The sequence below is a fragment of the Thermocoleostomius sinensis A174 genome (assembly GCF_026802175.1).
GTDB classification, from domain to species: Bacteria; Cyanobacteriota; Cyanobacteriia; order Elainellales; family Elainellaceae; genus Thermocoleostomius; species Thermocoleostomius sinensis.
Genome location: NZ_CP113797.1, coordinates 5,135,496 through 5,158,871 on the forward strand (window position 1 = coordinate 5,135,496; position 23,376 = coordinate 5,158,871).

Here is a 23,376-nt window from a genome sequence, read left to right on the forward strand (position 1 = left end):
GGAAAGGGTTATATCGAACCCATGATTCCCAACGTCGAGGGAGAGCGGAAAGGCATTGTTTCCGTCCCCTTGCGGGGAAAGGGTTATATCGAACGCTCAACAATCTGCGTTCTGGGTCAGCCATACCAGGGTTTCCGTCCCCTTGCGGGGAAAGGGTTATATCGAACGCCACTGGATGGGGTGTTTAGCCTGGGGCTATTTTTGTTTCCGTCCCCTTGCGGGGAAAGGGTTATATCGAACGAGGCATCGATCGCTAAGAAGCCCCGGAAAGCTAGCCAGAGTTTCCGTCCCCTTGCGGGGAAAGGGTTATATCGAACTATCAAAACTGAGCCATAATAAGAACATACCGGAACAGACGTTTCCGTCCCCTTGCGGGGAAAGGGTTATATCGAACGCCCCCGGTTGTTGTAGCCGATGATCTCTGTATTCGGTTCGTTTCCGTCCCCTTGCGGGGAAAGGGTTATATCGAACCAGCGGCAGTACAGCAGCAGCAGGCGATCACTCTCACAGTTTCCGTCCCCTTGCGGGGAAAGGGTTATATCGAACAGAAATCGCCCTCGGTAGGTACATCAATTCCTGAGTTGTTTCCGTCCCCTTGCGGGGAAAGGGTTATATCGAACCACCCTCAAATGTTGACGCCAGAAGGCTACACAGTTCGGAAGCGTTTCCGTCCCCTTGCGGGGAAAGGGTTATATCGAACCTCGTGTGGCGTTTCGGGCTGCGTCGTTTGGGGCGTCTTGTTTCCGTCCCCTTGCGGGGAAAGGGTTATATCGAACGTAGATCAAGTAACTAGAGTAAAAACCGGTAAAGCGTTTCCGTCCCCTTGCGGGGAAAGGGTTATATCGAACTTTGGTATAACCTTAATTGTGGTTGCGCTAACGGCAACATGTTTCCGTCCCCTTGCGGGGAAAGGGTTATATCGAACAAGCCTTGACGGGCATCAGGGTATGTCCAGCCAGAGTAGTTTCCGTCCCCTTGCGGGGAAAGGGTTATATCGAACTTTAATTCAACCAAAATTCGATCGTCCATCAGCCGTAAGTTTCCGTCCCCTTGCGGGGAAAGGGTTATATCGAACAGAGAGGCCTTCAAACTTTTTATACCAAGAATCACCAAGTTTCCGTCCCCTTGCGGGGAAAGGGTTATATCGAACCAAAACCTCTAATGGCGCTCCCCCTGCTGAGATCACAGACGTTTCCGTCCCCTTGCGGGGAAAGGGTTATATCGAACTCACTGGGAAACAGGGCTTTACCCGCATCGTCATAATGTCGTTTCCGTCCCCTTGCGGGGAAAGGGTTATATCGAACAATTATTTAAGATCGACTGCCAATGAAACCTCATTTGGTTTCCGTCCCCTTGCGGGGAAAGGGTTATATCGAACTTGAAATGCAAGAATGTCTTTCGATTCATCCTTAAACACCGTGTTTCCGTCCCCTTGCGGGGAAAGGGTTATATCGAACCCTATGCCTTTGGAAACATTGATATATCTTGTTTCCAAGGTTCGATCGCGCGGCACTACGGAGAAACAGGTTCACAAACATTTACAATAACTTTGCCTGATACCAGTTTTAACCACTCTGCCCAACTATCGACATTATAGTGCAAATTCCCTAACGATCCACCTCAAAAAAACAGCACTTTCACCAAATATCACCCATTCACTCATACAGACTCTTGAAATCTCCGTGCGACAAAATCACCACCAAATTTACAATCAGTTATAAAGCCTAAAAACCCAGATTAGAGAGCGATCGAGCCACCCCGAACCCCATTCCGTTCACTGACTCCCTTCACAAAACCACACCTTACAAAATCACAAAATCCGGCGGCTCATAGGGCGGCGGACTGCCATACACCTTCACCCGCTGCTTCGTCCTGCCATCCATTGGATACGCCCGTAAACTATCCTCCCGCACATCCAACACCGGAAGCCAAAACCGCTCCAGTTGCTCCGTCAACCCCGCCTCATCCAGCGGACACTCAAACACCGACTCCTGCACCCGCTGACACACCCGCTCCATCCGCTTCGCCAGCTTCTGCCGCCGTTTATTATTCGCCACATCATAACAAACCAACCACAAATGACTCATAGCTTTAAAGTGAGGAGTGAGGAGTAAGCAGATCATTCCCAACCAAGACTCCCATTACCCACTACCCATTACCTGTTTTACCCACTACCCATTACCAACGCTCCATTCATTTCAACCCAAACCCCTCATAATCCAAATTTTGACTCACCAAACATCGCCCCACCCATCGCGCCTGCTCCAACATAATCTGGCTCACACTGAGACGACGATCCTGCGGTGGATAGAGCAACACCTTCGTCAACTGCCGCTCCAACTCCGCCAAAAACAGCTTCTTCCCCAACGCCCCCAGCCAAATGCCCTCCCCATCCGGCGCAGGCTCAAAATCCTCCGGTGAAATCGTCCCCGCCTGAATCATGGCAATCACCGCCTGATCCACCACCACCGGACGAAACTCCTCCATCAAATCCAGCACCAAATTTGGACGATACGGCTCGATCGCATGGAAAAACCCAATATACGGATCAAACCCCGCCTGCACACAGACCACAAACATCCGACTTGCCAACACCCCATAACCCCAACTCAGCAACGCATTAATCGGGTCACGGGGCGGCTGACGGTTTCTCCCTGTAAACCCCCAATCCTCCGGAAACCAATGGCGCAACGCCTGATAATAGACCCGCGCACAAATCCCCTCTATCCCCATAATCGCATTGCGCGTAATCGGAGTATCAATCCGCTGAAACCCCGTCGTATACGCCGCCAATAAGTCCACCACCTCCGTCAGTTCCGTAATCCTACCCTGAGTATCCCGATTCCGTCGCTGCAACAACGCCCGCTGATTTCGCACTTTACTCAACATCAACGATCGCGCCAGATCCAACCCCAACGGCGTATCCACACAGCGATATTGCGCCAACCGAATTTCAGGATTCGTCGCAAAACTGCCCTGAAGCCGACCGCGAAACTGCCCATTTTGCTTCAAAAACAGCGTTTCCACCCCCTGATCTAGCAAATGGGACAGCACCACACTGCTCAGTTGCACCCCCGGCATCACCACCACCAGGTCTAGTTCCGCCATCCGCAAACAGCGAGATTGATTATTTTGCTTAACCGTCAGATTATTGTTTTGATACTGAACCGTCGTTCCCGGTTCCGTTAAATATAGCGTCGTCATAGCAAGAGAAACGGGCTAAACCCATCACAACATCCCAAGCTGCACCCCGGCGATCGTCTTGTTGCCTACCATCCATCCTGAATTTGCGATCGCATCTTTCTCTAACTCCATCCTGGACAAACGATCGGGGCGATCGGTTGAGCAATTCTACGGGGAACTAGCACACCTAGTAAATTTGCACTTCCGTAGGTTTGCTAAAAAAGCCAAGAACAATTAAAGACAAATCATCCCTATCCCCTCAACCTCAGATACTGTATTTTTGATGCTGTGTTTCTTTGTGATTGAGCCACGATGTGATTGAGCCACGATCCCCTCGCGCTGCCCTCAGCTAAACTAAAAATGAGAAAAACGTGAAATTTCCACGATGGTCATAACAGCACGTCGAGCAGACCGAGTCGTATTGCATCACATTAGCTGGGAGCAGTTTGAAAAGTTGCTCGAAGATCTGGGCGATCGTCGTGCAGCCCGCATCGCCTATGACAACGGCAGCCTGGAAATCATGACCCCCTTACCTGAACACGAATACTTCAAAGAAGTGATGAGTACCGCAGTCCAGGATATTGCCGAAGCATTAGAAATAGACTACGAAAGCTATGGTTCAACCACCTGGCGCAAACACATCAAAATGGCAGGAATCGAACCCGACAATTGCTTTTACTTTCAACACGAACCAGCCGTTCGCGGCAGATTAGATTTAGACCTCAGCCAGGGCGACCCACCTCCCGATCTAGCCCTAGAAATTGATCTCACCCATAAATCCCTCGATCGCTTCCCCATCTATGCCCGCCTGGAAGTTCCAGAACTCTGGTGTTATGACGAAGGAGAGCTAAAAATCTACCACCTTCAAGCAGACAAATACATAGAAGCAGAAACCAGTCTGGCACTGCCAATGTTACCCATTCACGAACTCCCACAGTTGATTGAAACCCATCGCGCAGCAGGGCGGCGATCGATTCGACAAGCAGTACGAGAGTGGGCAAAGCGTTGGGCTTAGATAAAGCAGTGTCAGTGCTTCATCTCTCCACTCAGTCCTCCGCCCTCAGTCCTCAGTCCTTAATCCTCCGCACTCTATGACCCCGATCGCCCCTCTCTTACAAGTCAACCCCGAAACCGTCGAATTCCTGCAACAGCAATTCCAATCCCTCACCACCAGCTTCAACATTTATGTAGCATTGCTCAGTGCTGTCAGTGTAATTTTCATTGGATTTGCCGCCTGGTTCTTCAAACGCACCCTCAGCGAAGCCAAACAAGAAGTTGAACAACTCGTCAGAGCCGAAGTCAAACGCGAGATCGCCCGGAATGTTAGGCAGCGCATCGAGTTTTTAGAACAAGTTTTAGAACGAGAAGAAGTCCCCAGCCTTGTCAGCGTCGATTACGTCCTGCAAACCACCACCGGAACCCTCCCCAAAGAATACAACCTGCTCCGCGCCCGCTTTCCTCGCCTCAAATTACAGAAACTAGACAGCCGTAAACTCACTGGAGATGTGGTAGTGCTGGATCTGGTGAACTACCAGCCTAAAGGCAGCGAACTCACCGACGATGAACTGGAGCAAATCCTGCAACGCACGATCGACAAACTCTCTTCCGACTCCGTTCTGTCCATTTATATTCGAGGAAGATACAAGGCGATCGAAACATTGGGGCAAAAGATTAACTACTACACTTCCACTAATGTCCCCACTCAGCTTCTCGGCAACGTGATTAATTCTGCCTACGTCGCTCATACCTTGCGCGGCGAAGATGAATAAACCTAAAGTAATCCCAAAAAATGCAGCAATAAAGATACAAATCTACACCCCGTATCGTACTGACATCCAAATATTTCTTTGTTACATTGGACGGAATTCTTCAGTGAAAATTGCTTAGAATTGTAGGCTAAAGAAGCTGCATAATGTTGGGCTTTGTTGACTGGGCGGGCAAGATGCCCACCCCACAAGAGTGGTAATGTTTACTATTCAGAAAATAGAAATGATTTTTTTCGGTGCTTTACTCAGTTTAATCGATGGTTGATTCCCAAAAACAATTAACAGTGGCGATCGCCTGGTGTTTGGCATGGGGCGATCGGCGAGAACCGCAATTATCTCAGGATTTACTTCAGCAGTTTCGAGAAGCGATCGATACAGATCGAGAACCACCTGAGCCGTTAAATCCATACTTTGAACGGGCTAAAAGCCTACAGTCTTTAACAGCAGAGTTTCCCAAAAGTCTTCAGAACCTGAGTCCTGAACTGGTTCACCTTTGGCAGCAAAAAACGAAAATTGGACTGGTTTATGGCGGTGCAACAAAGATTAAACAATACGTCTTTGAAGAGGCAAAACTACAGGACATTCGTGGAGCCTCTGCATTGCTCGATCGGATTAATCTGTATGATATACCTGAGTTCTTTGGTAGCTCCGAAGGGACTCGTTCTGCTCGACAATGGCTCGAAAACAATGATTCAACTCTAGCAAAAGCTCTGATTCCAGAACTACTCATTTACTACAAGGGCGGTAGTTTTCTGGCTTTCTGTCCCGCTGCCCTAATTGATTCCCTTGCAGATGCGATCGAAAAACGCTACACCCAGGAAACCCTGACTGCAAATTCCTGTGTTGTGGGGGATGTCTTTCATCCTCTAGAAATTTACCTGGGATTACTCCAGAATCCGATTGAAAAAACGCTATGGCTTGATTCCCTGCAAAGCCATTTAACCAATCCAGCCGTTCAAGCTTATTTCGGCATTCAAGCAAACGATCCACCAGACAAAATTGAAGCAGCCTTTAAGAGCCGTAAAAACTTCAATGAACTGGTGGCAAAGTTAGCCAATCAATTCAATCAACGCCGGAGCGGATGCGATCGCCCTTCCCTTGAACAGAACAACACTCCTGATCAAAAAACTCGCCCCAGTCGTCGTTATCCGCCCATGTTTGAAACGCATCCTTATTTAGTTCGGGATGCTGGCGATCGACGATCTTCAGTAGCAACCGTCACTGATTTTCCTGAACCAATCCAATTCTCAGAGACATTGGCACGTAAACGATGGGTTGGACAAATTACTAAACAGGAATCTGCGGAAGAACGAACTTGGTTTAGGAAAGCTGGTCTGGATTGGGATGCTGGAGAAGTTGAAAGTTGGGTGAACAAGTTTGAGCAATATCTGCGTGATGAGAACCTTGTTCAGAAATATGATTCAGATCTGAATTTGTTTGATGAGAACCAGAAAATCAGAGACATTCACAAACGAGAAGCCCGATCGCTCCGAGAGATTGCCGCAGCCGATAAAAATGGATTTATTGCCTACATCTATGCAGATGGAAATAACATGGGGCAATACATTCGTGATCACATCGCCACACCCGCCCAATACGAACAATTCAGTAACGATATCTTCCACGCCACCGAGAAATCAGTTTATTACGCGATCGCCCATCATCTTAAACCGTATCACTACACACCTGACTCCTGCTCTAACCGCACAAATAAAGACAAAGTTTGGATTCATCCCTTCGAGATTGTCACCATCGGTGGAGATGATGTGTTGCTGATTGTTCCAGCGAATAAGGCTCTGAATATTGCAAAAACGATCGGCGATCGTTTTGAGGAGATTTTAATTGAGACGGGACGATATGCGATCGAACCATCCCAGAAACCGACTCCTCATTCTGAAATACATCGTTATAATCCCCAAGAAGCACCTGAGTCCAAATGTTGCCTCAGCATTTCCAGTAGCGTACTCATCACCGCAGACAATACCCCCATTTATTACGCCGATAAGCTCGTTTCGCAACTGCTGAAATCCGCCAAGAAAAAAGCCAAAGATTTAAAAGAGAAGGGGTATCACGGTGGCACAGTAGACTTCCTGACCCTGAAAGCCGTCACCATGATTTCCTCCAACATCAACGCCTTTCGCGATCAAGGATTGACGGTTAAATTGCCAGAGCGACAACAAGAACTCAAACTTTATGCCGCTCCCTACACGCTGCATGAATTGGGTGGATTGCTTGAAACCGCCAAAGCTGTCAAAAAATCCGGCTTCCCCCAATCGCAGCTTTATCAGATTCGTAGCCTTTTGGAACGGGGCAAACGCACTGCCATTTTGAACTATCGCTACTTCAAAGTTCGATTAGCAGCCGACAAACAACATTTTCTGGATAACGATTTTGAAAAAGCCTGGTGTGGAGCCAAAACCAACAACGGAAATCTGGCTCCGTGGATTCAAGCCATTCAAAAAGACGGTAAAACCACTTACGAAACCCTGTGGCGAGAACTGGTAGAACTATTGCCCTTCGTTGATGATCCTGCCAATGACGCTCCCAATGATAACGATCCCGACGATTCAAAGCGATCGGACAAACAAACGACTGCCCCATCTTCCCAGGAGGCGAACCAATGATTCAGCTTGCCTCCCTTAACCAATCCTTTCAGCCATCTACAACCCTCCCTCTAACCGCCATCATTGACACCGCCCTCTGCGTCGGAGCAGGCGGCTCATCCGGTTCCCTGTCGGACAAACCCATCCTCAAACGGGCAGACGGTAAACTGATAATTCCCGCATCCCAACTGAAGGGACGACTGCGCCATGAATGCGAAAAGATTGCCAGGGCATTGGGCTGGGCAATTTGTGAATCTCCAGTGGCAGAAACCATGTGCCCCCAACGGGCTGGATTAACAGGCAATTTTCAGCATGAACATTACGAAATAGGCGATCGTAACCCTGATGGTTCCCCACGCCATCACTGCCTGATCTGCCAACTGTTCGGGAATCCGTCTTTACCCGCTAGACTTCAATTCAGCGATCTGATCTGCACCGAAGATCCCGACAACACTCCAGAAGTGCTGCGTCCCGGTGTCACCATCAACCGTCGTCGTCGCACCGCAGAGGAAAAAAAACTGTACTTCCTCGAAACCTCTCCCGCAAACGCCCAGCTTCCCTTTACAGGGGAAATCACTTTGCTCCCAGGCACCCCCTATTTCGCCCAAGCCCTGATTTTGGCTGGACTGAAACACATTCACGCCCTTGGTGGTAGTAAATCAGCCGGACTGGGGTGGTTACAGTGGGAATCTTCTGTATTCAAGCATCCTGAAATCAATGATGACATCTGGGAATTCCTCGCCGCTGCACCCTCTCCACCTTCAGGAGGTGAACCATGAAACGCATTCACCTCACCATTACAGCAGAAACTCCCCTCGCCATCGGTCAACGCAAACCCGGAGCATCCGTCAGCGAAGCAATGGACTACATCCCCGGAACTGTGATTCGCGGGGCGATCGCTGCTCATATCCTCAATCAAACCTCTGACTCTCCCGCCGATGGAGACGACTTCCACACCCTATTTCTCAACGACAATGCCGCCGTTTTCCAAAACGCCTATCCCGCCGTTCTGAAGCTGAGTAGTGACCAATATGATGTCAGTCAAGGCGAGGTCAAAGTTCTACCTGCCACAGCCCTCAGTTCTAAAACCAATAGCGGCTTCCAGCCCAAAGCCGGAGTATTCGATGCCCTCATCGACAGCTTTTGCGCCAGAGAACATGGGCATTTTTATGAACCCAATGACGTAAACGGCGATCGAGTGGAGCCATTCAAAGGGTTTTACAGCCAGCATCAAGGTTCCTACTACGCCCATTCTGTCAACCAGCGACTTCTGACGCGAGTTGGCATTAACCGTCGTCGGGCAACCGCCCAGGAAGAAATTCTCTACAGCATTAAAGTGTTGGATGAGTTCCAAGGGAAAGCGCAGGACGGCACACCTCAACCGACCGTATACAAAAGCGCGATCCTGATTAGCGACGATAATCTGGCAACAGCGTTGCAGACTTTCCTGGAGCAGAATAGCCCACACTTTCGGCTTGGCGGTTCCACCTCGCGCGGACTGGGAAAAGTTCATATTGAGACGCAAATTGAAGATATCAAAGATATAGATGAGCGATCGAATGTCATTCAAGCTCGAATAGATATATTCAATGAAAAGTTAAACGAAAGATGGAGTTTATGGAATGTATTTAATGATTCCAATTCCACAAAGGGACGAACTTTTTTTACTCTCGATCTCCAATCCGATGCCATCCTATCAGAACACTGGCAACGAACAACCGTGATTTCAGAAGCGATGCTCAATCAATTTACTAATATCCACGATCCAGACCTTCAACTCCACATGGCATACAGCAGCTATGACTATCGATCGGGCTGGAATGCCGCATGGGGATTGCAAAAGGATGTAGAGCTAATGACCAATATGGGCAGTGTCTATCTGTTCAGCACCCAGCAACCCCAAGCCTGGTATGAGCCGCTAGCTTGGTTAGAAAGTAGAGGAGTCGGCGATCGGGTTTCAGAGGGGTTTGGTCAGATTAGGGTTTGTGATGAATTTCATTTAGTGTTTCGAGAAGGAGCAGAATAGAAGTGTCATACTTATCCAGTATTAGCATCAAAGAACAGTTGGCTTTGAGAATTGCTAGTGAAACCCAAAAACAGATGGACTCTATCCTGGAAAGGATTCAACAAATTGCGAAAGAATTCAAAATTGCCGAAAAAGATAAGCGATCGCCTTTCCGAAATGTTTTAGCAGTTGCGGTTGAATCCACTGCCTCACTCGAAATCATTAAAAACTATATTCGCTATCAGGTCGGACGTGGAAATAACTCTAGCCCTATCTGGATCTTAAAGCAGAATAAAAAGCTATTTGCAGAAGCATTAGTCGAAGCTCTTGATGCACTTAGACAAGACGCAGAAGAGATTCTAAAGCGCATTGAAGAGGCTTGTGAAGAAGCTCAAAAGCAGAATAAATCGAACGAAGTAGAAGCAGAACAAGAAACACTACTCAAGTATTTGCAGAATTCAAAAAATCAAGCAATGCTTCAGCGCGACTTGCATCTGGAATTAGCAAGGCTGTATTTAGGTTATCTGGCTCGTGAACATACTGCACTTGTAGGAGAGCAAAAAGAAAATCCTAAGACAGAAACTCATGATGAAAAACAAAAGGCATCAAAAACAGTTCATGGTACTCCTAATCAACCAACAATATCCAAATAAATACTGATATTGTTCTAAAAAGGTTTTATTGCTATGTCATCTCTTCAATCCCCTTTAAAGCTTTCTCTAAAAGAATTTTTAGATCTCCCAGAAACCAAGCCAGTCCGTGAATACATTGATGGGCAGATCCATCAGAAACCCATGCCCAAGGGAAAACATAGCCGACTCCAAACCTATTTAGTGGCTGAAATCAATCGGATGAGCGAATCCCAACGGCTTGCCTGTGCATTTGCAGAACTGCGCTGCACCTTTGGCGGACGATCGATCGTCCCTGATATCACCGTCTTTTCATGGCAAAGAATTCCATTAGATGCAGAGGGGGAAATCGAAAATACCTTTGAAATTCCGCCAGACTGGACGATCGAAATTCTTTCCCCAGAACAAAGCTCGATTCGCGTCATTGACAATATTTTGTTTTGCCTGAATCACGGCACTGAACTCGGTTGGCTGATTGATCCCCAGGAGAGATTAGTCATCGTTTTTCGTCCAGCGCAACAGCCAGAAATCAAGCGAGATCAGGATATCCTACCTGTTCTCAATCCCCTAAGCGACCTTAAATTATCAGTTGCAACGATATTCAGTTGGTTGAACCTAAGAAATGCAAATTAAATCAACTGTCATTCTTGTGGGGTGGGCATCCTGCCCGCCAGTCAATCCAGCAAAACGATCGCACAGGGTATTGAATCCAACATCTTAAACTAGTTCACAGGTATAAACAGACCCATGTTTGATACGTTCAAAAATCGCTTAGAACTTTCAGGAACCCTCTGGACAGTGACAGCACTCCGCATCAGCCAAGGACGCTCCCTGGAACCGATCGGCTCTGATTTGCCCGTCGTCAAAGATGCGCTGGGTCATCCCCTGATTCCCGGTTCGAGCTTTAAGGGAGCCATGCGATCGCGCCTGGAGAGTTTTCTGCGCGGGATAGACGACAACCTCGCTGCCAATCCGGCGATCGAAGAGGAGTGGGCGATTCCATCAGATGTGATGAAACAACTCAAAGAAGACCATCAAAATGACGCAGATTTAACCAGAACAATCATCGGCAGAACGGATCTAACTTCGCTGCTATTTGGCTCTCCCTGGATGGCGAGTAAGTTCCAGGTGCGAGATTTAACTGTTATACGAGATTCCTGGTTCGGACAATACCAGGAGCGAGACGGGGTTTCCATCGATCGAGATACTGAAACCGCCGCAGATGGCAAACTTTATGACTTTCAGGTTGTACCTGCGGGGACACCCTTTACGTTTAAGGCGATCGTCGAAAATGCCGAGGAGTGGGAACTGGGACTGCTAATGATTGGCTTACACCAGTTTGAAACTGAGCAAATTCCCCTGGGAGGTGGGCGATCGAGGGGATTGGGGGTGGTGAAGCTGGAGATCAAAGAGATGCGTTGGATAGATGTACGGCGATCGGATGAGCCAGACAGGTGCGATCCAGCCAAAATGCAGGATTACCTCAGACATTTGATAATGGAACAGGAAACACCTGTCGGCGAAGTTGTTTCTCCTGAACAACGAAAAGAGTGGGCAAGCCAGTTTATTAGCAGCCTTCAAGAACACATCGATCGACTCTCTCAGGCAAAGACTACAATCGAAGCAGCGCAGTCTTCCAGCAATCAAGCAAAGTAGGGAGAGAGTAATGATGTCTTTTAGTCAGTACAAATCGATCGGGGCTGTTGTTAAAGAATTTCAAGTTCGCTATACCGAGCTTAATTTTGTAGGTGAAGTCCCTTTTGTAATTCCTGACTATTTTCGTAATGATTTAGAAATTGTGATGCGCGAAGGAGTCGTTAATAATTCTGAGTTTGCTATCTGCGAAAACCTGATCTATCCTCTCCTCAAAGAAGTTTGGAAGAGTTATCTAAAGCACTTCGTCCTGTGGAGTCATCAACTTCTGACCTGTGATGACAATCTATCCGGCTTTCCAGAATACATCCTGGCAAGGCGATCGCCCCTCGGAAAGGTTGTGTTCGATCAACCCTACTTACTGCTCGTCGAAGCCAAACAGGACAAGTTTGAAGAGGGATGGGGACAGTGTTTAGCTGAGATGATTGCAGCCCAGCGTCTAAATGAAAATCCTCAACTGGTAATTTTTGGAATTGTTTCCAACGGGTCAATTTGGCAGTTTGGCAAATTACATGCTGAATCGTTTATACGCCATGTTGAACCATATACAATTTATGAGCTTGATACGTTGTTTGCAGCAGTCAACTTTGTTTTTCAACAGTGTGAAATGCAGCTTGATCAGTTGGTTACAGCCTAGAGAAATGCCCTATGTATAGTGGGAGGATGAAATGATCAATGCGATCGGCAAAATTATTCACAATGGAGTACTTTTTGATATGAAAAACTGGAGCAACGATGCCCCAGATGTGAATCGTCTTCCTGAAACAGTAGAGCAATTATTTAATTTGTTAGATGAACGGCAGATCGACTATTTACTCGTTGGCGGTGTAGCCCTGCTCAGTTATATTGAAGGACGTAACACCCAGGACATTGACTTTATTTTGGCAAGAAGTGACTTATCAGCCCTACCCGAAATTTCAATTTTAGAAGAGAACAAGGATTTCGCTCGCGGTAACTTTGATGCACTTCAGATTGATCTGTTGCTTACTGAAAACACGTTATTTAAGCTAGTTCATGATCATTACACTACTCAGCGGCAGTTTGGCGATCGAGTGATTCGATGTGCAACGGTTGAAGGGTTAGTCTTGCTCAAGTTCTTTGCTTTGCCTTCTCTCTATCGTCAAGGACAGTTTAATAAAGTCGCGATCTATGAAAATGACATTACTCAGTTACTCCTGAATTATTCCATTGAGCTTTCTGAAATCTTCAGAGTCCTTGCGGATCATCTCATTCCTACAGACTTACAAGAACTTCAGAATACCGCAACAGATATTCAAGCTCGAATTCAACGCCTTTATGCACAACGCCGTAAATTTGGTGAGAGTGAACCTTCCGATGAGAAATGAGCAATGCACAAACGATTAGTTAACCACTGCACGATCGAACTTTCCCTAATTCCCGATGGACCAATTCTCATCAAGTCCGGCAAAGAAGGGGCTGACCCCACCAAACCCGATATGGAATTTGTGGAAACTTATCATCAAGACGGACGAACCATTTATCTGCCAGGAAGTTCTTTGAAGGGAGCCATTCGCGCCCATGCAGAGCGGATCGTTCGATCGATTGGAAGTGACAGCAAACCTACTAATCCAAACCTGCTTTGGGCAAATGATCCCTTAAACGACAACTATGATTACTTAAAAGATCGAAAAGATAAACAAAAAAAGTTATCTCCTCCTGAAATTCATCTTCACTCTTCATTTACTGATCGACTGTTTGGAAACACTTCGATCGCCAGTCGTCTCCGGATTGAAGATGCCTATCCCACCGATCGCACTCAACTCAAATTAGAAGAACGAAACGGGGTGGCGATCGATCGGGTGTTTGGCTCAGTCGCAGTGGGGCCATTTAATTATCAGGTTTGTACGGGAGGAGAATTTAAGACCAAGATTCACCTCAAGAACTTTACGCTGGCGCAATTGGGCTTAATTGGTTTGGTGCTGCGGGATTTGAATGATGGCTGGTTTGGTTTAGGATTTACCAAATCGCGGGGGCTGGGAACGGTTAGGGTGCAATACGAACAGGCTATTGTGCAGTATCCAGCCTGCGTTTTGAATAGCGAGAATCAGATTAGTCTACTTGGTCATTCAAATCTATCCTGGAATCACACAACGCTGCTGGGGGTTGGAGCTTTTCTGGAAGAGTCCGAGCGCGATCGATATGGTTTCCCGAAGGACGATCGGCTGGATACCCCTGTGTCTGCTGAAGCAATGCCTCTAGGCTTCGGAGTACAGTTAACCTGGCATGGCAATACGGTGACAGATTTATTTGAACGTAGCGTCAAGGCATGGAAAAAGGTAGTTATGTCTGGAGCCACATCATGACCGCCTATGTTGGATATCGCCAAGCAACCGTTGAGCAATTGAGGGAATTAGTCGAACATCCTGCGATCGCCATTCCCAAAACCTATTATTTTCTGCGCTGGTTCGATCGAGTGAGTGGCATTCAGACAGAGTTATCGAAAGAGTTTCCTAGTCCCGAAGGGCAATTATTTAATGCCAGTCTGGAATTACGGTGGAAACGACAGGGAACTGAATACGACATTCTCCTTCTGAGTAAAGACGAACCTAAATCGGATTTGAAATTTACGCAATTAGGAAAAGATTGGGACTGGTGCGATCGTCCTGCGATTTTCCATAACAGTGATGAAACTAAATTTCCTAAAGGATTTGCATATCTAGACGGGGAAGAAAAGTTCAATCCAAAGAATTTTCCAATCAAGCAGCGATATTTCTTCAATTCTCAAACTGCCACCGTTCACTTTATCGCCCTCACCCTCGATCGCCATGTCTAGCAATCCTCCCCCCCCAAAACCATCGCGCCCTAACCTTGCAAATTCCTCGCCTCGCAGACGAAACAATTCCGAACAGGCATTACCCGCCAAACCCTATGAACTGATTCCGTTTCCCAAACAGCCGCCTTGCCTCAAACGTCCTGCTGGACACGACAAGTACCTGCCCGATCGCCTGCATGGAACCCTATTTCTGACGCTAACCGTCCAGACCGCTTTGCACGTTTCAACGGGAGTGGTGGTCATGGGAAGTGATATTGGCAATAATCGCATTCCCCTGATTAAAACAATGGTGCAAAACCCGGATCAGAAACTTACGATTCAGGGAAGTTCGCTAAAGGGCTGTGTGCGATCGGTCTATGAGGCAGTAACAAGGAGTTGCATTTGTAAGACGAAGGCAAAAAAATTACAAATTCCAGACAAGTATTCCGAGTGTACACCTGAGCCGAAGAAAGGGAGGTTGGATGTTTGTCCTGCCTGTCAAATTTTCGGGGCATTGAATTGGCAAGGTTTAATTGAATTTCAGGATGCAGTTTGCCAGAGTACGGGTTTTGCAACAGGGTTTATGCCGTCCTTGTATCGTCCCCGTCCTGATCAACGACGCGCTTACTTTAGACAAGGTAAAGTGGCTGGACGAAAGTTTTACTATCACACCATCAGGGCGATCGACAGGGGACAAAATCAGGGAATTCCGGTACAGACAGCAGCGAAAGAATACATATTCACCACAGCGTTGCACTTCAAGAATTTAACAGCAGAAGAGCTAGGAACCCTATTTATCGTTCTCGGACAAGATCCCCAATATCCGATCGCCCTCAAAGTAGGAGGTGGTAAACCGATCGGCATGGGAACGATGACAGTACAGGTTACGGCGATCGATTGCATAAAGGGACAGAACTTGCGCGATCGATATGTTGCTTATCAGTCTCCAGATTCGACTCAATTGACGGGCGACGTTTTACAGCAATTGATGCAACAACATATTCAAACGGCTCATGCGAGTGCGTTCGTCGAAAAACCTCAGCTAGATGCGTTGCTTGAAGTTCTACGATATCCAACCGATCGTGAACCGCCGACGGGAATGTATTGAGGCACAGGGAGTTTGGGAGTTAGGATCAGATTGGTCGATGCTGGAGAAATGCACCCATGATACAAACCATAGACACGCTTATTCAAAATTCTCTAAGCTTCGAGCAGTTCTTGAACTATGAATTCTCCGATGAGGGACGCTACGAGCTAATCAACGGAAATATTGTGAGGATTTTAGCCACTCGACAGCATGACAACATCGCAGAATTTATCGCGGATACGTTCAAAGCCGAAGTCAAACGACGAAACTTGAACTATCGCGTTTCCGGTCGAGTTATGATTCGCACCGTTACTCCAGAAGGCAAAGAGCAGGGACGGTTTCCGGATGTCAGTGTGGTCGATCGCACTTTATGGGATGCTAATCTTTCCGCCTATACTGCCTTCACCGATCCGCCTCAAATTGCGATTGAGGTCGTGTCCTCCAACTGGGAGGATGATTACATTGACAAACTCGATGAATACCAACGGCTAGGCATTCCCGAATACTGGATCGTAGATTACCAAGCAGTCGGTAGCCGATCGCTCCTTGGTCATCCTAAAATTCCAACGATTTTCGTTTGCTTACTCGATCAGAGCGGACAATACCAGCTTCACCCCTATCGTGGCGATGAGCCGATCGAGTCACCCACATTTCCAGAACTATCCATAACTGCGAATCAGATATTTGAGGCTTAGATGATGTCATCCGATGTTGCTCAAGTTGGACTCACCGATGCTCAGTGGAACATGGCTCACCAGATTGCTGATCGGTTGGCGAAAGAGGACACTGATGTGAACGAACTGGGAAAAGTAATTGCCTATCTACGAACGGCAATCAATCAATACGGCTCAAATGCCGGATCGCAGTTTTTCAAGTATCTAAAGACTCTGGTTAAGAATGGCAACAGTATCGGGCACAGTAGCAAAACAATTGGATACTATCGCAGTATTGACAAAGCCTGTAGTGACATTCTGCAAAAGGAAAATTTAGATGCTGAAGCGATACTCCAAATTTTGGGTTGGGCGGCACGGCTAATGCGCTATTACAAGGTTTCCCCGATCGGTGAAAATGCAGAACCCCAGGAAGAATCTGTTCCCTCTGCGGTGACAGAACGGCAAGCAGCGATCGAAGCCTTAATCCAAACACAAACCTTTGAAGTAGGGCAGATGATTGAGGCGCAAGTGAAGCAAAAACTGAAAGGAAATAAAGTTACCTATCTCATCGGAGATCTCTTGTTTACAGAGAAAGAAGCCAAGACATTCGATCGAATTCCTGCAAGTGGCAAGGTTAAGGTTGAAATTAAATCACTCAAAGAAGATGGCAGCATTAACCACGTTAAGTTTGTACAATCCTAGTTGAGGTAACAGACTATACCAAGGCAACTATTTCTCTTGTAGATGAAATTACTACAAATATTGAAAGATTTCTAAAATTAGAGCAATTCCTTGAGTGAAAACTTAGCCATACTTTATGACCTGTTATCGTAGAGGCTCTTTATCCTCTACTTCTACCGTTTCTGAATTTACGGGATTATAGCGGTAGTACGGACTATCTCATCATCTTTACTTCCTAAAGATGTCGGGCGCTCTTGGGAGTTTTACTGCTTTCGCTCGACTCCTAGTCTCTGAACCTTGTCAAACCCTTGAATATTTTTACCTTCGCCGTTTTGACCTTGGCTGCCGATTATCTGTCCCACAGACTTCTTGGCAATTCACCCGATTATCATCTATCGTTTTCACGACAGAGGGCCCTTTGAGCCACCCACTCTGAACTGCAACTAAGTGTACCTCCTTTAACGAATCAGGGAATTGAACTCTGACTTAAATCGACTAGGATTAGTAGCTATAGAAAAACGACCATATCCCCGCAAAATAGAATCCTGTTCTTCAGGTATTTTAACTTTCTCATCTTCTTTATAGATAAACACAATCAAAGGAACATCTTCTTTGAGAGATCGCAAAAAATCAACCACCCTTTTTAACTTTTCCTTTGAGTCCTTCGAATTCACATAAGAATATACCAGCAGATCACATTTTGATAGAGATAGAGCTTCATCATTGCGAAGATAATGACAATATATATTTTTAAATCCCTCCTTCTTTATGCCCTCTATTATACCAAAATCATGTAAATTTTCATTTTCAAAAATCCATAAAATCCTCTTTTACTTTACAAGTTCCTCTGCCCGTAAAAAATCATACACTTCAGAATATTGCTGCTTTAAATTCTCCTTGAAGGCTTCAACACCTGCTAACTCTGCTGTAAGTTCATCTTTTAGTTCCTGGGTTTTCTCTTTCAATTCTAGCAACTCATTGTTTTTTAGTTCCACCTCTTCAGTCAGTTTCTCAAAACGTTCTTCAACTTGTTTAAAGTTATTAAATCGATCGCGGATAAAGAATGCTAAAACAGTTCCAGCTACTGCGAAAATAAGAGTCAGTGAATTTCGAGTTTCATCAAAAATATGTTTAACAACATTAAAATTTTGCCTGGAATATTCTTTCCAGAAATCGCTTTCACTCCTCTCAAAAATCAACTCTTTTTCTACATTTGAAACTTCGAGTTCAATTTTCTCTCTAAGATACCGTTCGACTTCTCCTCTTATTAAATCTTCTGGGGTTACTTCGCTGGAAGATTCAAAGCCAGATATTATATTTTTTGCTGACAGTTGACTTAAATTTACATTCAATGCGTGAGCCGTATCAGACATTATTAGAAGGACTTGAGCTATTACCAATATCAAAACCGTAGTGATTCTCAGCATTTTAAAGGTTGCTCAACTCCATAGTTTAGACAAAGGCTATATATCCTGATTGATTCATTAACTCATCTTTTTATTGTGCAGATCCTAATTCGCTAAAAACGTTCAACAACCATCGACTAATGGCTCCATCCTCTTCTGTACGCGATCGTCTAAGAGCCTTTTCTACCAGATCAATTCCTAGTCCTGGTAAGACTTGAGATTCACGAATCTTTGTCCCATCAGCATTGGACAGAGCAGTCGCAAACACCTGACCCGTATTTACATTCACCACCCAATATTCCCGAACGCCGAGGTGTTGATAAAGCCTTTGCTGGCGATCGCATTCATCCTCTAAGGAAGAAGCCGCAATTTCGATCACAAGGGTTGGCGGATCGCATTCATCCAAGTTAACTGGAGCGTTATTGTAGGGTGGAAGTTTCAGTCCTTGACCCACGTAAAAAGCGAGATCGGGTTGGGATTCGCGTACTTTCGCTTTTCTGAAGGTGGTATTAGTAAATCCCTTAATAGAGAGCATCTTAACCGCTGCATAGAGGTTGACTAGCGTTGAAAGTACCGTATTATCCTGACCGTGTGCAGCACCAAGCGGCGACATCTCAATCCTCATGTAACCCTGATCATAATAAAATCTACCGCTTGCCAAAACCGGATCATCTGCAAAAGTCAGAAACGCTTCCCAGGTCGCCTCAACCCACGTATCGGTGGAGATCGTTTGCAGAGGAAGAGGGCTAGCCATCAGTGTCACCTCGATCGATTGATTATTAGCATAGCAAGTTGTTTGACAACAGATTGGAACGGGGCAAACAAGGCGTATGAGGAGATCCACGTTTGTTTTAACGTCTGTTGATTTGGAGCCACTCAAAAATTTGCTCAGCGGTTAACTCCAAGTCAACCCCTGGCAATACTTGAAGGGGACAACGCCCTCGACACACATTCGGTTCTTGTTGCGGCGCAAAAATCAGAATGGAATAATCATCGGGATCGATCATCCACACCAACTGACCACCCTGCTTGATGCAGTGCAAAAGATTATCAATCACACGATTGGCTTTTTGATCAGGTGAAAGAATCTCAATTGACCAATCCGGAGCTTCCAAAAAATTGTCCTCTGGTTCTCCTCGTTCATTGACTGGAATCCGACTCCATGCCACAACTGCCACATCAGGAACGATCGATCTTCCGGCGAACGTACAGCGTAATTCAGGTAATGCGGTGTAGGTTTCACTGTGCCCATCAATTTCAGCCAACAGTCGCTTTTGTAAGAGGGAATGTCGAGTTTTTGGCATGGTTTTTTGCATCGCATCCCCATCTGCATATTCCCAGGCTGGAGAGTCCTCAATGTAGGGATGGTTGAGGAATTCTTCAAGGGTAAGAGCCTGGATTGAAGGAGCGGTCATATTTTCAAGACAACAAGTCCGGTTCTGATTTCAGTATATCGGCTCTCACCAATGGGGAAACTGCATTAGCAACAGATGAGAACGATCGATCGTCTGAGGTTGGGCAGGACTGGTGTGCTGAGAAGAGAAATTTGGCAACGGATGAAGCAGAAGATGAGTATCAGGAATCGCCTGACCACTCTCCCGGATTTGTCGCCAACCAGGTTTCCAGATCGACGAGTGTTGTAAACTCTAGCAACGCTTCGCCCAATGCTTCTAGTTGAGTGAAAGAGAGTGACTGAATTTGAGCCGTGCTTCCAGGAGGGATAGCCTGGTTGAGGCGACGTGCCAGTTGTCGAAGGATTAGATTGACCTCGGACTGTTTAGCTTCCTGACGTGCTTCCTCTTTTAACTCCTGGTAAATCACAGATTCTTGCATGAGTTCTCTCCGTAACACTCGCCGGATTGTTTCTTGATTCAATACTAACCCAGCCATGATCCCAGTCGCTGCTGCCAGGTTGCTTTGGTCAGTTCGATCGCCGATATTCTCGATCGCCTGAGCAACTTGCCGTAGCGTACTGACTCGATCGGTTGTTTGAGCTAGTGCTGCATAGGGAAGGAGTCCTGGAAGTTGGAGAAATGGTTCGATCGGTTGTTCCCAGAGCCGCATGACCTGAAATTCATGGCGCAGGGTGTCTAGCTCAAAGGTAGTTTGCCGCACTAAGTTAGACTCAGTTTCTCGCAGATAAATCACAACTTGCACCATGCGTTTATTGGGAAACCTTCGATACACTCGCAGGCGATAATCTGCCATGCGAAAGGGCATGGTTGGGTCTGGAGCGGTTTGAAATTCGCAGTGCAGCACGAGGTCGTCGGATTGCAACAAGACCAGAGCATCGGCACGAATGGGTTCCAGGGAAAGCTCCGATGGGCTGAGTTCACTAAGGGCGATCGGTTTGCCGATGAGCCAGGTTGCAAAGTCTTCTGGAAATTGTTCGATGAGGAATTTGGAAACGTTGTCAAACATGAAGAAGAACACGGAACGCGGAACACGAAAGGTAGAAAAAGGAGCGGGAAAGACAAGGACTGGCTCGATCGCACCATCGTTGCTGACAGAGGCAAACCATATTTTACCTGTCCAAATCACTCGTCTGCCTTTAAATTCCGCCTTTCGCGTTTTGGCTTCACTGGCAATGGATAGAAACGGGCGATCGTTGTGGCATCGATGCAGAAGAAATAGATAAAAATGGGCGATCGTTTCTACATTTACGCACAAGAATAACGGACAGCAAGTGCCACTAAATCTTCAGTCATATCTGCCACCAACACGTATCTTATCCGTTTCCTTCGCTCTCCATTCGTGGTTACATTTCCGTTCATGTTTCCATCCCCTTGCGGGGAAGTAGTTAGGGAAGGTCTGTTCACCAACAAGGAGTGCATCTGATTACGCACCCATGTTTCCGTCCCCTTGCGGGGAAGTGGTTGGGAAAGTTCAAGGCGGCTTGGATCATTCTAATCCGTACTTCACTGAATTTCCGTCCCCTTGCGGGGAAATGGCTGGGAAAATGTCGGAGAAATCCGCAACAACCAAGATCTGGCACGCTTGTTTCCGTCCCCTTGCGGGGAAGTGGTTGGGAAAATCTTTCTCTGAAGGCGGTGCTGCATCTTCTTTCTCTGAAGGGTTTCCGTCCCCTTGCGGGGAAGTGGTTGGGAAATTTGATTGCTTCGCAGTATGCCCAACTCGATACAAGCGTGTTTCCGTCCCCTTGCGGGGAAGTGATCGGGAAAGGTTGAGTTGGTTACAGTGCGTGGATATTAACGAACTTTATTGTTTCCGTCCCCTTGCGGGGAAGTGGTTGGGAAAGCAACTCTACTTGTTGTCATTCGGGAGCAGCAACGCTTCCGTATTTCCGTCCCCTTGCGGGGAAGTGGTTAGGAAAGGATCTGGAAACAGAAGTCCGTGATTTAATTACGCAATTAGCGATTTCCGTCCCCTTGCGGGGAAGTGGTTAGGAAAGGTGCTGTCCTATCAGGAAATGATTGATGCAGTGAATAATGATGATATTTCCGTCCCCTTGCGGGGAAGTGGTTGGGAAAGGGTAGCCTCCTGGAACCTTTACGGGTTGAGAGGTTCAGCACCCCCGATCTCCATAGGTCAAAAATGACCTGAAAATCACAGCATGAAGGCTCAAAAATTAGGAAACTTCGATGGCTGAAACCCTGATGGGGCAAACCATCGCCATAAGCCAGCGGAATCATGCGGTTTTCAAGGTGCGGCTGCCCCCTTAGATTAACATCTCAATCTGAGATCGCCAAAAACCAAAATTCTTTTCTTAAGCATTTGCAATACTTCGTCGATCGCCTGTAATCTCCTCAATCAATCCCCAATCACACACATCCTTGATTTTGGGCGATCGAATTATAGATTTCATGAGATCTGATACCAATTTAAATTGAGAACGTGTTTAAATTGAGAACGTGGCAAATCGGGTAAGGGCGATTCGCGATTCGCCCTTACGAGCGGTTCATCTGTCGCAGAGATGGTTTAAAGCGGTATGAAATTCTCGTGAGGTGGGCATCTTGCCCGCCCAGTCAGTAAGGCGTTAATCACCAATCACAACAATGCAAAAAAGTATTTGAATACGCTTGTATTGTGGGCGCGTATCCTTTATGCTGTTGCGATACTGGTTTTTTCACCCGAACGAACCAGTCCACTCAAACCCGCTTAAGGTGAGGTATAGCGCTGATTAGGGAAGCGACCAACAACCCTAACCAGCTAACCTGGCACTCTGAAACAGGCAGAGGGCAAGGCTGTTTGATTGTAGATCATTGTGTCTGCGATCGACAGTCTCGCTGATGCATGACGACGCTTGGGGAGTTGTTTTTCTGAAACCTGCTTCCCACACCTTAAGCTTTTCTTCTCAACAACATCAGCGAGGAACCCTAATATGTCTTCAGAGTTCAATGAACAACTGCCCGTCACGCAGGACGATCGGGCCCAACTTTGGATTATTGGTACACGCGATCAAGTCATCTTCACCATGAACGAGCTTTACGTGAGAAGAGTTGCCACCGATCGCGCTCAGTTCACCCCGATCATCCCGGCTCCCTTTGCCGTCGGAAAATACATGACGGTGCTGGTGCGATAGATCTGCTCACGTCTGGTCTTCTCTTCTGCCCGCCTTGCTTCCAGAGGGGCGGGTAGGATACCGGCATGTCCTGAGTAGCGAGGATTCTGCTAAAGCCTGCTTCTGGCAATGACTCCTAAACTGCAAGCCATCGGAGGCTCAAGTTTTACCATAACGTTTTGTATACCGATAGACAATTCGAGAAAAAATCACTGTATCCTGTTCAATAAGTCACAGTCGTAATGAGTATGACTTAATAAGAGAACTTGAGTTTCTAGGTGCAATCACCAATGGTTTACAACCTTCACTGAAGTGAGAAGAAACTACTGTTTCAAGGTGACGCCTTTACTCATCGATCGCGTTGTTAAGAAGGATTGAACTGATTGTGAACTAAAGCGCTTGATGGTGAACTAAA

The 23,376-nt window shown here is 46.7% G+C and carries 22 protein-coding genes and 2 CRISPR repeat arrays (1 of these 24 cut by a window edge); of the genes, 16 read left to right on the forward strand and 6 right to left on the reverse strand.

Annotated features, from left to right (window positions below; all coding sequences use genetic code 11):
- Positions 1–1,457: a CRISPR direct-repeat array (repeat unit 37 nt; unit sequence GTTTCCGTCCCCTTGCGGGGAAAGGGTTATATCGAAC); it begins 249 nt to the left of the window's first position.
- A gap of 345 nt (positions 1,458–1,802) precedes the next feature.
- Both cas2 and cas1 read right to left on the reverse strand, forming a co-directional pair.
- Positions 1,803–2,087, reverse strand: coding sequence for a CRISPR-associated endonuclease Cas2 (gene cas2, locus OXH18_RS22105; RefSeq protein ID WP_268609645.1), 285 nt, complete (start codon positions 2,085–2,087; stop codon positions 1,803–1,805).
- A 106-nt stretch (positions 2,088–2,193) separates the two neighbouring features.
- Entirely contained in the window at positions 2,194–3,204 is a 1,011-nt protein-coding gene (cas1, locus tag OXH18_RS22110; protein WP_268609646.1) for a CRISPR-associated endonuclease Cas1, read from the reverse strand.
- A gap of 364 nt (positions 3,205–3,568) precedes the next feature.
- Here cas1 and OXH18_RS22115 point away from each other — a divergent pair, with 364 nt between their 5' ends.
- The 15 genes from OXH18_RS22115 to OXH18_RS22185 all read left to right on the forward strand — a co-directional run bounded on the left by OXH18_RS22115 (position 3,569) and on the right by OXH18_RS22185 (position 17,054).
- Positions 3,569–4,198, forward strand: coding sequence for a Uma2 family endonuclease (locus tag OXH18_RS22115; RefSeq protein ID WP_268609647.1), 630 nt, complete (start codon positions 3,569–3,571; stop codon positions 4,196–4,198).
- A gap of 76 nt (positions 4,199–4,274) precedes the next feature.
- Complete coding sequence (locus tag OXH18_RS22120) at positions 4,275–4,952, forward strand: hypothetical protein (protein WP_268609648.1); 678 nt, start codon at positions 4,275–4,277, stop codon at positions 4,950–4,952.
- Positions 4,953–5,206: 254 nt separating this feature from the next.
- Complete coding sequence (gene cas10 / locus OXH18_RS22125) at positions 5,207–7,573, forward strand: type III-B CRISPR-associated protein Cas10/Cmr2 (protein ID WP_268609650.1); 2,367 nt, start codon at positions 5,207–5,209, stop codon at positions 7,571–7,573.
- Positions 7,570–8,331, forward strand: coding sequence for an RAMP superfamily CRISPR-associated protein (locus OXH18_RS22130; protein WP_268609651.1), 762 nt, complete (start codon positions 7,570–7,572; stop codon positions 8,329–8,331). The genes cas10 and OXH18_RS22130 overlap by 4 nt, the downstream gene beginning before the upstream one ends.
- Complete coding sequence (gene csx10 / locus OXH18_RS22135; protein ID WP_268609652.1) at positions 8,328–9,578, forward strand: type III-D CRISPR-associated RAMP protein Csx10; 1,251 nt, start codon at positions 8,328–8,330, stop codon at positions 9,576–9,578. The genes OXH18_RS22130 and csx10 overlap by 4 nt, the downstream gene beginning before the upstream one ends.
- 2 nt (positions 9,579–9,580) lie before the next feature.
- A complete protein-coding gene (locus OXH18_RS22140; RefSeq protein WP_268609653.1) occupies positions 9,581–10,210 on the forward strand; it encodes a hypothetical protein in 630 nt (209 codons plus the stop codon).
- Positions 10,211–10,243: 33 nt separating this feature from the next.
- Positions 10,244–10,819 carry a Uma2 family endonuclease gene (locus OXH18_RS22145; protein WP_268609654.1) on the forward strand — a complete coding sequence of 192 codons (576 nt, stop codon included), beginning with the start codon at positions 10,244–10,246 and terminating at the stop codon, positions 10,817–10,819.
- Positions 10,820–10,933: 114 nt separating this feature from the next.
- Complete coding sequence (gene csx7 / locus OXH18_RS22150) at positions 10,934–11,842, forward strand: type III CRISPR-associated RAMP protein Csx7 (RefSeq protein ID WP_268609655.1); 909 nt, start codon at positions 10,934–10,936, stop codon at positions 11,840–11,842.
- Between the two features lie 13 nt (positions 11,843–11,855).
- Entirely contained in the window at positions 11,856–12,476 is a 621-nt protein-coding gene (locus OXH18_RS22155; protein ID WP_268613236.1) for a hypothetical protein, read from the forward strand.
- Between the two features lie 79 nt (positions 12,477–12,555).
- Positions 12,556–13,185: a hypothetical protein gene (locus tag OXH18_RS22160; protein WP_268609656.1), complete on the forward strand. Its 630-nt coding sequence runs from the start codon at positions 12,556–12,558 to the stop codon at positions 13,183–13,185.
- Positions 13,186–13,188: 3 nt separating this feature from the next.
- Positions 13,189–14,163, forward strand: a complete 975-nt coding sequence (locus OXH18_RS22165; protein WP_268609657.1) for an RAMP superfamily CRISPR-associated protein — start codon at positions 13,189–13,191, stop codon at positions 14,161–14,163.
- The gene (locus OXH18_RS22170; RefSeq protein WP_268609658.1) at positions 14,160–14,633 is read left to right on the forward strand and encodes a hypothetical protein; all 474 of its coding nucleotides are present in this window, start codon (positions 14,160–14,162) and stop codon (positions 14,631–14,633) included. Before OXH18_RS22165 ends, OXH18_RS22170 begins: the two co-directional genes overlap by 4 nt.
- On the forward strand, positions 14,626–15,720 hold the full coding sequence (locus OXH18_RS22175; protein ID WP_268609659.1) for an RAMP superfamily CRISPR-associated protein: 1,095 nt from the start codon (positions 14,626–14,628) through the stop codon (positions 15,718–15,720). The genes OXH18_RS22170 and OXH18_RS22175 overlap by 8 nt, the downstream gene beginning before the upstream one ends.
- A 56-nt stretch (positions 15,721–15,776) precedes the next feature.
- The gene (locus tag OXH18_RS22180) at positions 15,777–16,394 is read left to right on the forward strand and encodes a Uma2 family endonuclease (protein ID WP_268609660.1); all 618 of its coding nucleotides are present in this window, start codon (positions 15,777–15,779) and stop codon (positions 16,392–16,394) included.
- Entirely contained in the window at positions 16,395–17,054 is a 660-nt protein-coding gene (locus tag OXH18_RS22185; RefSeq protein ID WP_268609661.1) for a hypothetical protein, read from the forward strand.
- 809 nt (positions 17,055–17,863) lie between these two features.
- Here OXH18_RS22185 and OXH18_RS22190 read toward each other — a convergent pair.
- The 4 genes from OXH18_RS22190 to OXH18_RS22205 form a co-directional block, all read right to left on the reverse strand.
- Entirely contained in the window at positions 17,864–18,406 is a 543-nt protein-coding gene (locus tag OXH18_RS22190; protein ID WP_268609662.1) for a hypothetical protein, read from the reverse strand.
- A 124-nt stretch (positions 18,407–18,530) separates the two neighbouring features.
- Complete coding sequence (locus tag OXH18_RS22195) at positions 18,531–19,193, reverse strand: Uma2 family endonuclease (RefSeq protein WP_268609663.1); 663 nt, start codon at positions 19,191–19,193, stop codon at positions 18,531–18,533.
- 97 nt (positions 19,194–19,290) lie between these two features.
- A complete protein-coding gene (locus OXH18_RS22200; RefSeq protein ID WP_268609664.1) occupies positions 19,291–19,854 on the reverse strand; it encodes a Uma2 family endonuclease in 564 nt (187 codons plus the stop codon).
- A gap of 160 nt (positions 19,855–20,014) precedes the next feature.
- Positions 20,015–21,109, reverse strand: a complete 1,095-nt coding sequence (locus OXH18_RS22205; RefSeq protein ID WP_268609665.1) for an Rpn family recombination-promoting nuclease/putative transposase — start codon at positions 21,107–21,109, stop codon at positions 20,015–20,017.
- Positions 21,110–21,214: 105 nt separating this feature from the next.
- A CRISPR array of direct repeats spans positions 21,215–21,924; the repeat unit is 27 nt; unit sequence TTTCCGTCCCCTTGCGGGGAAGTGGTT.
- An 857-nt stretch (positions 21,925–22,781) separates the two neighbouring features.
- Between OXH18_RS22205 and OXH18_RS22210 the strand changes: the two genes are divergently transcribed.
- Positions 22,782–22,982 carry a hypothetical protein gene (locus OXH18_RS22210; protein WP_268609666.1) on the forward strand — a complete coding sequence of 67 codons (201 nt, stop codon included), beginning with the start codon at positions 22,782–22,784 and terminating at the stop codon, positions 22,980–22,982.
- Positions 22,983–23,376: the final 394 nt, after the last annotated feature.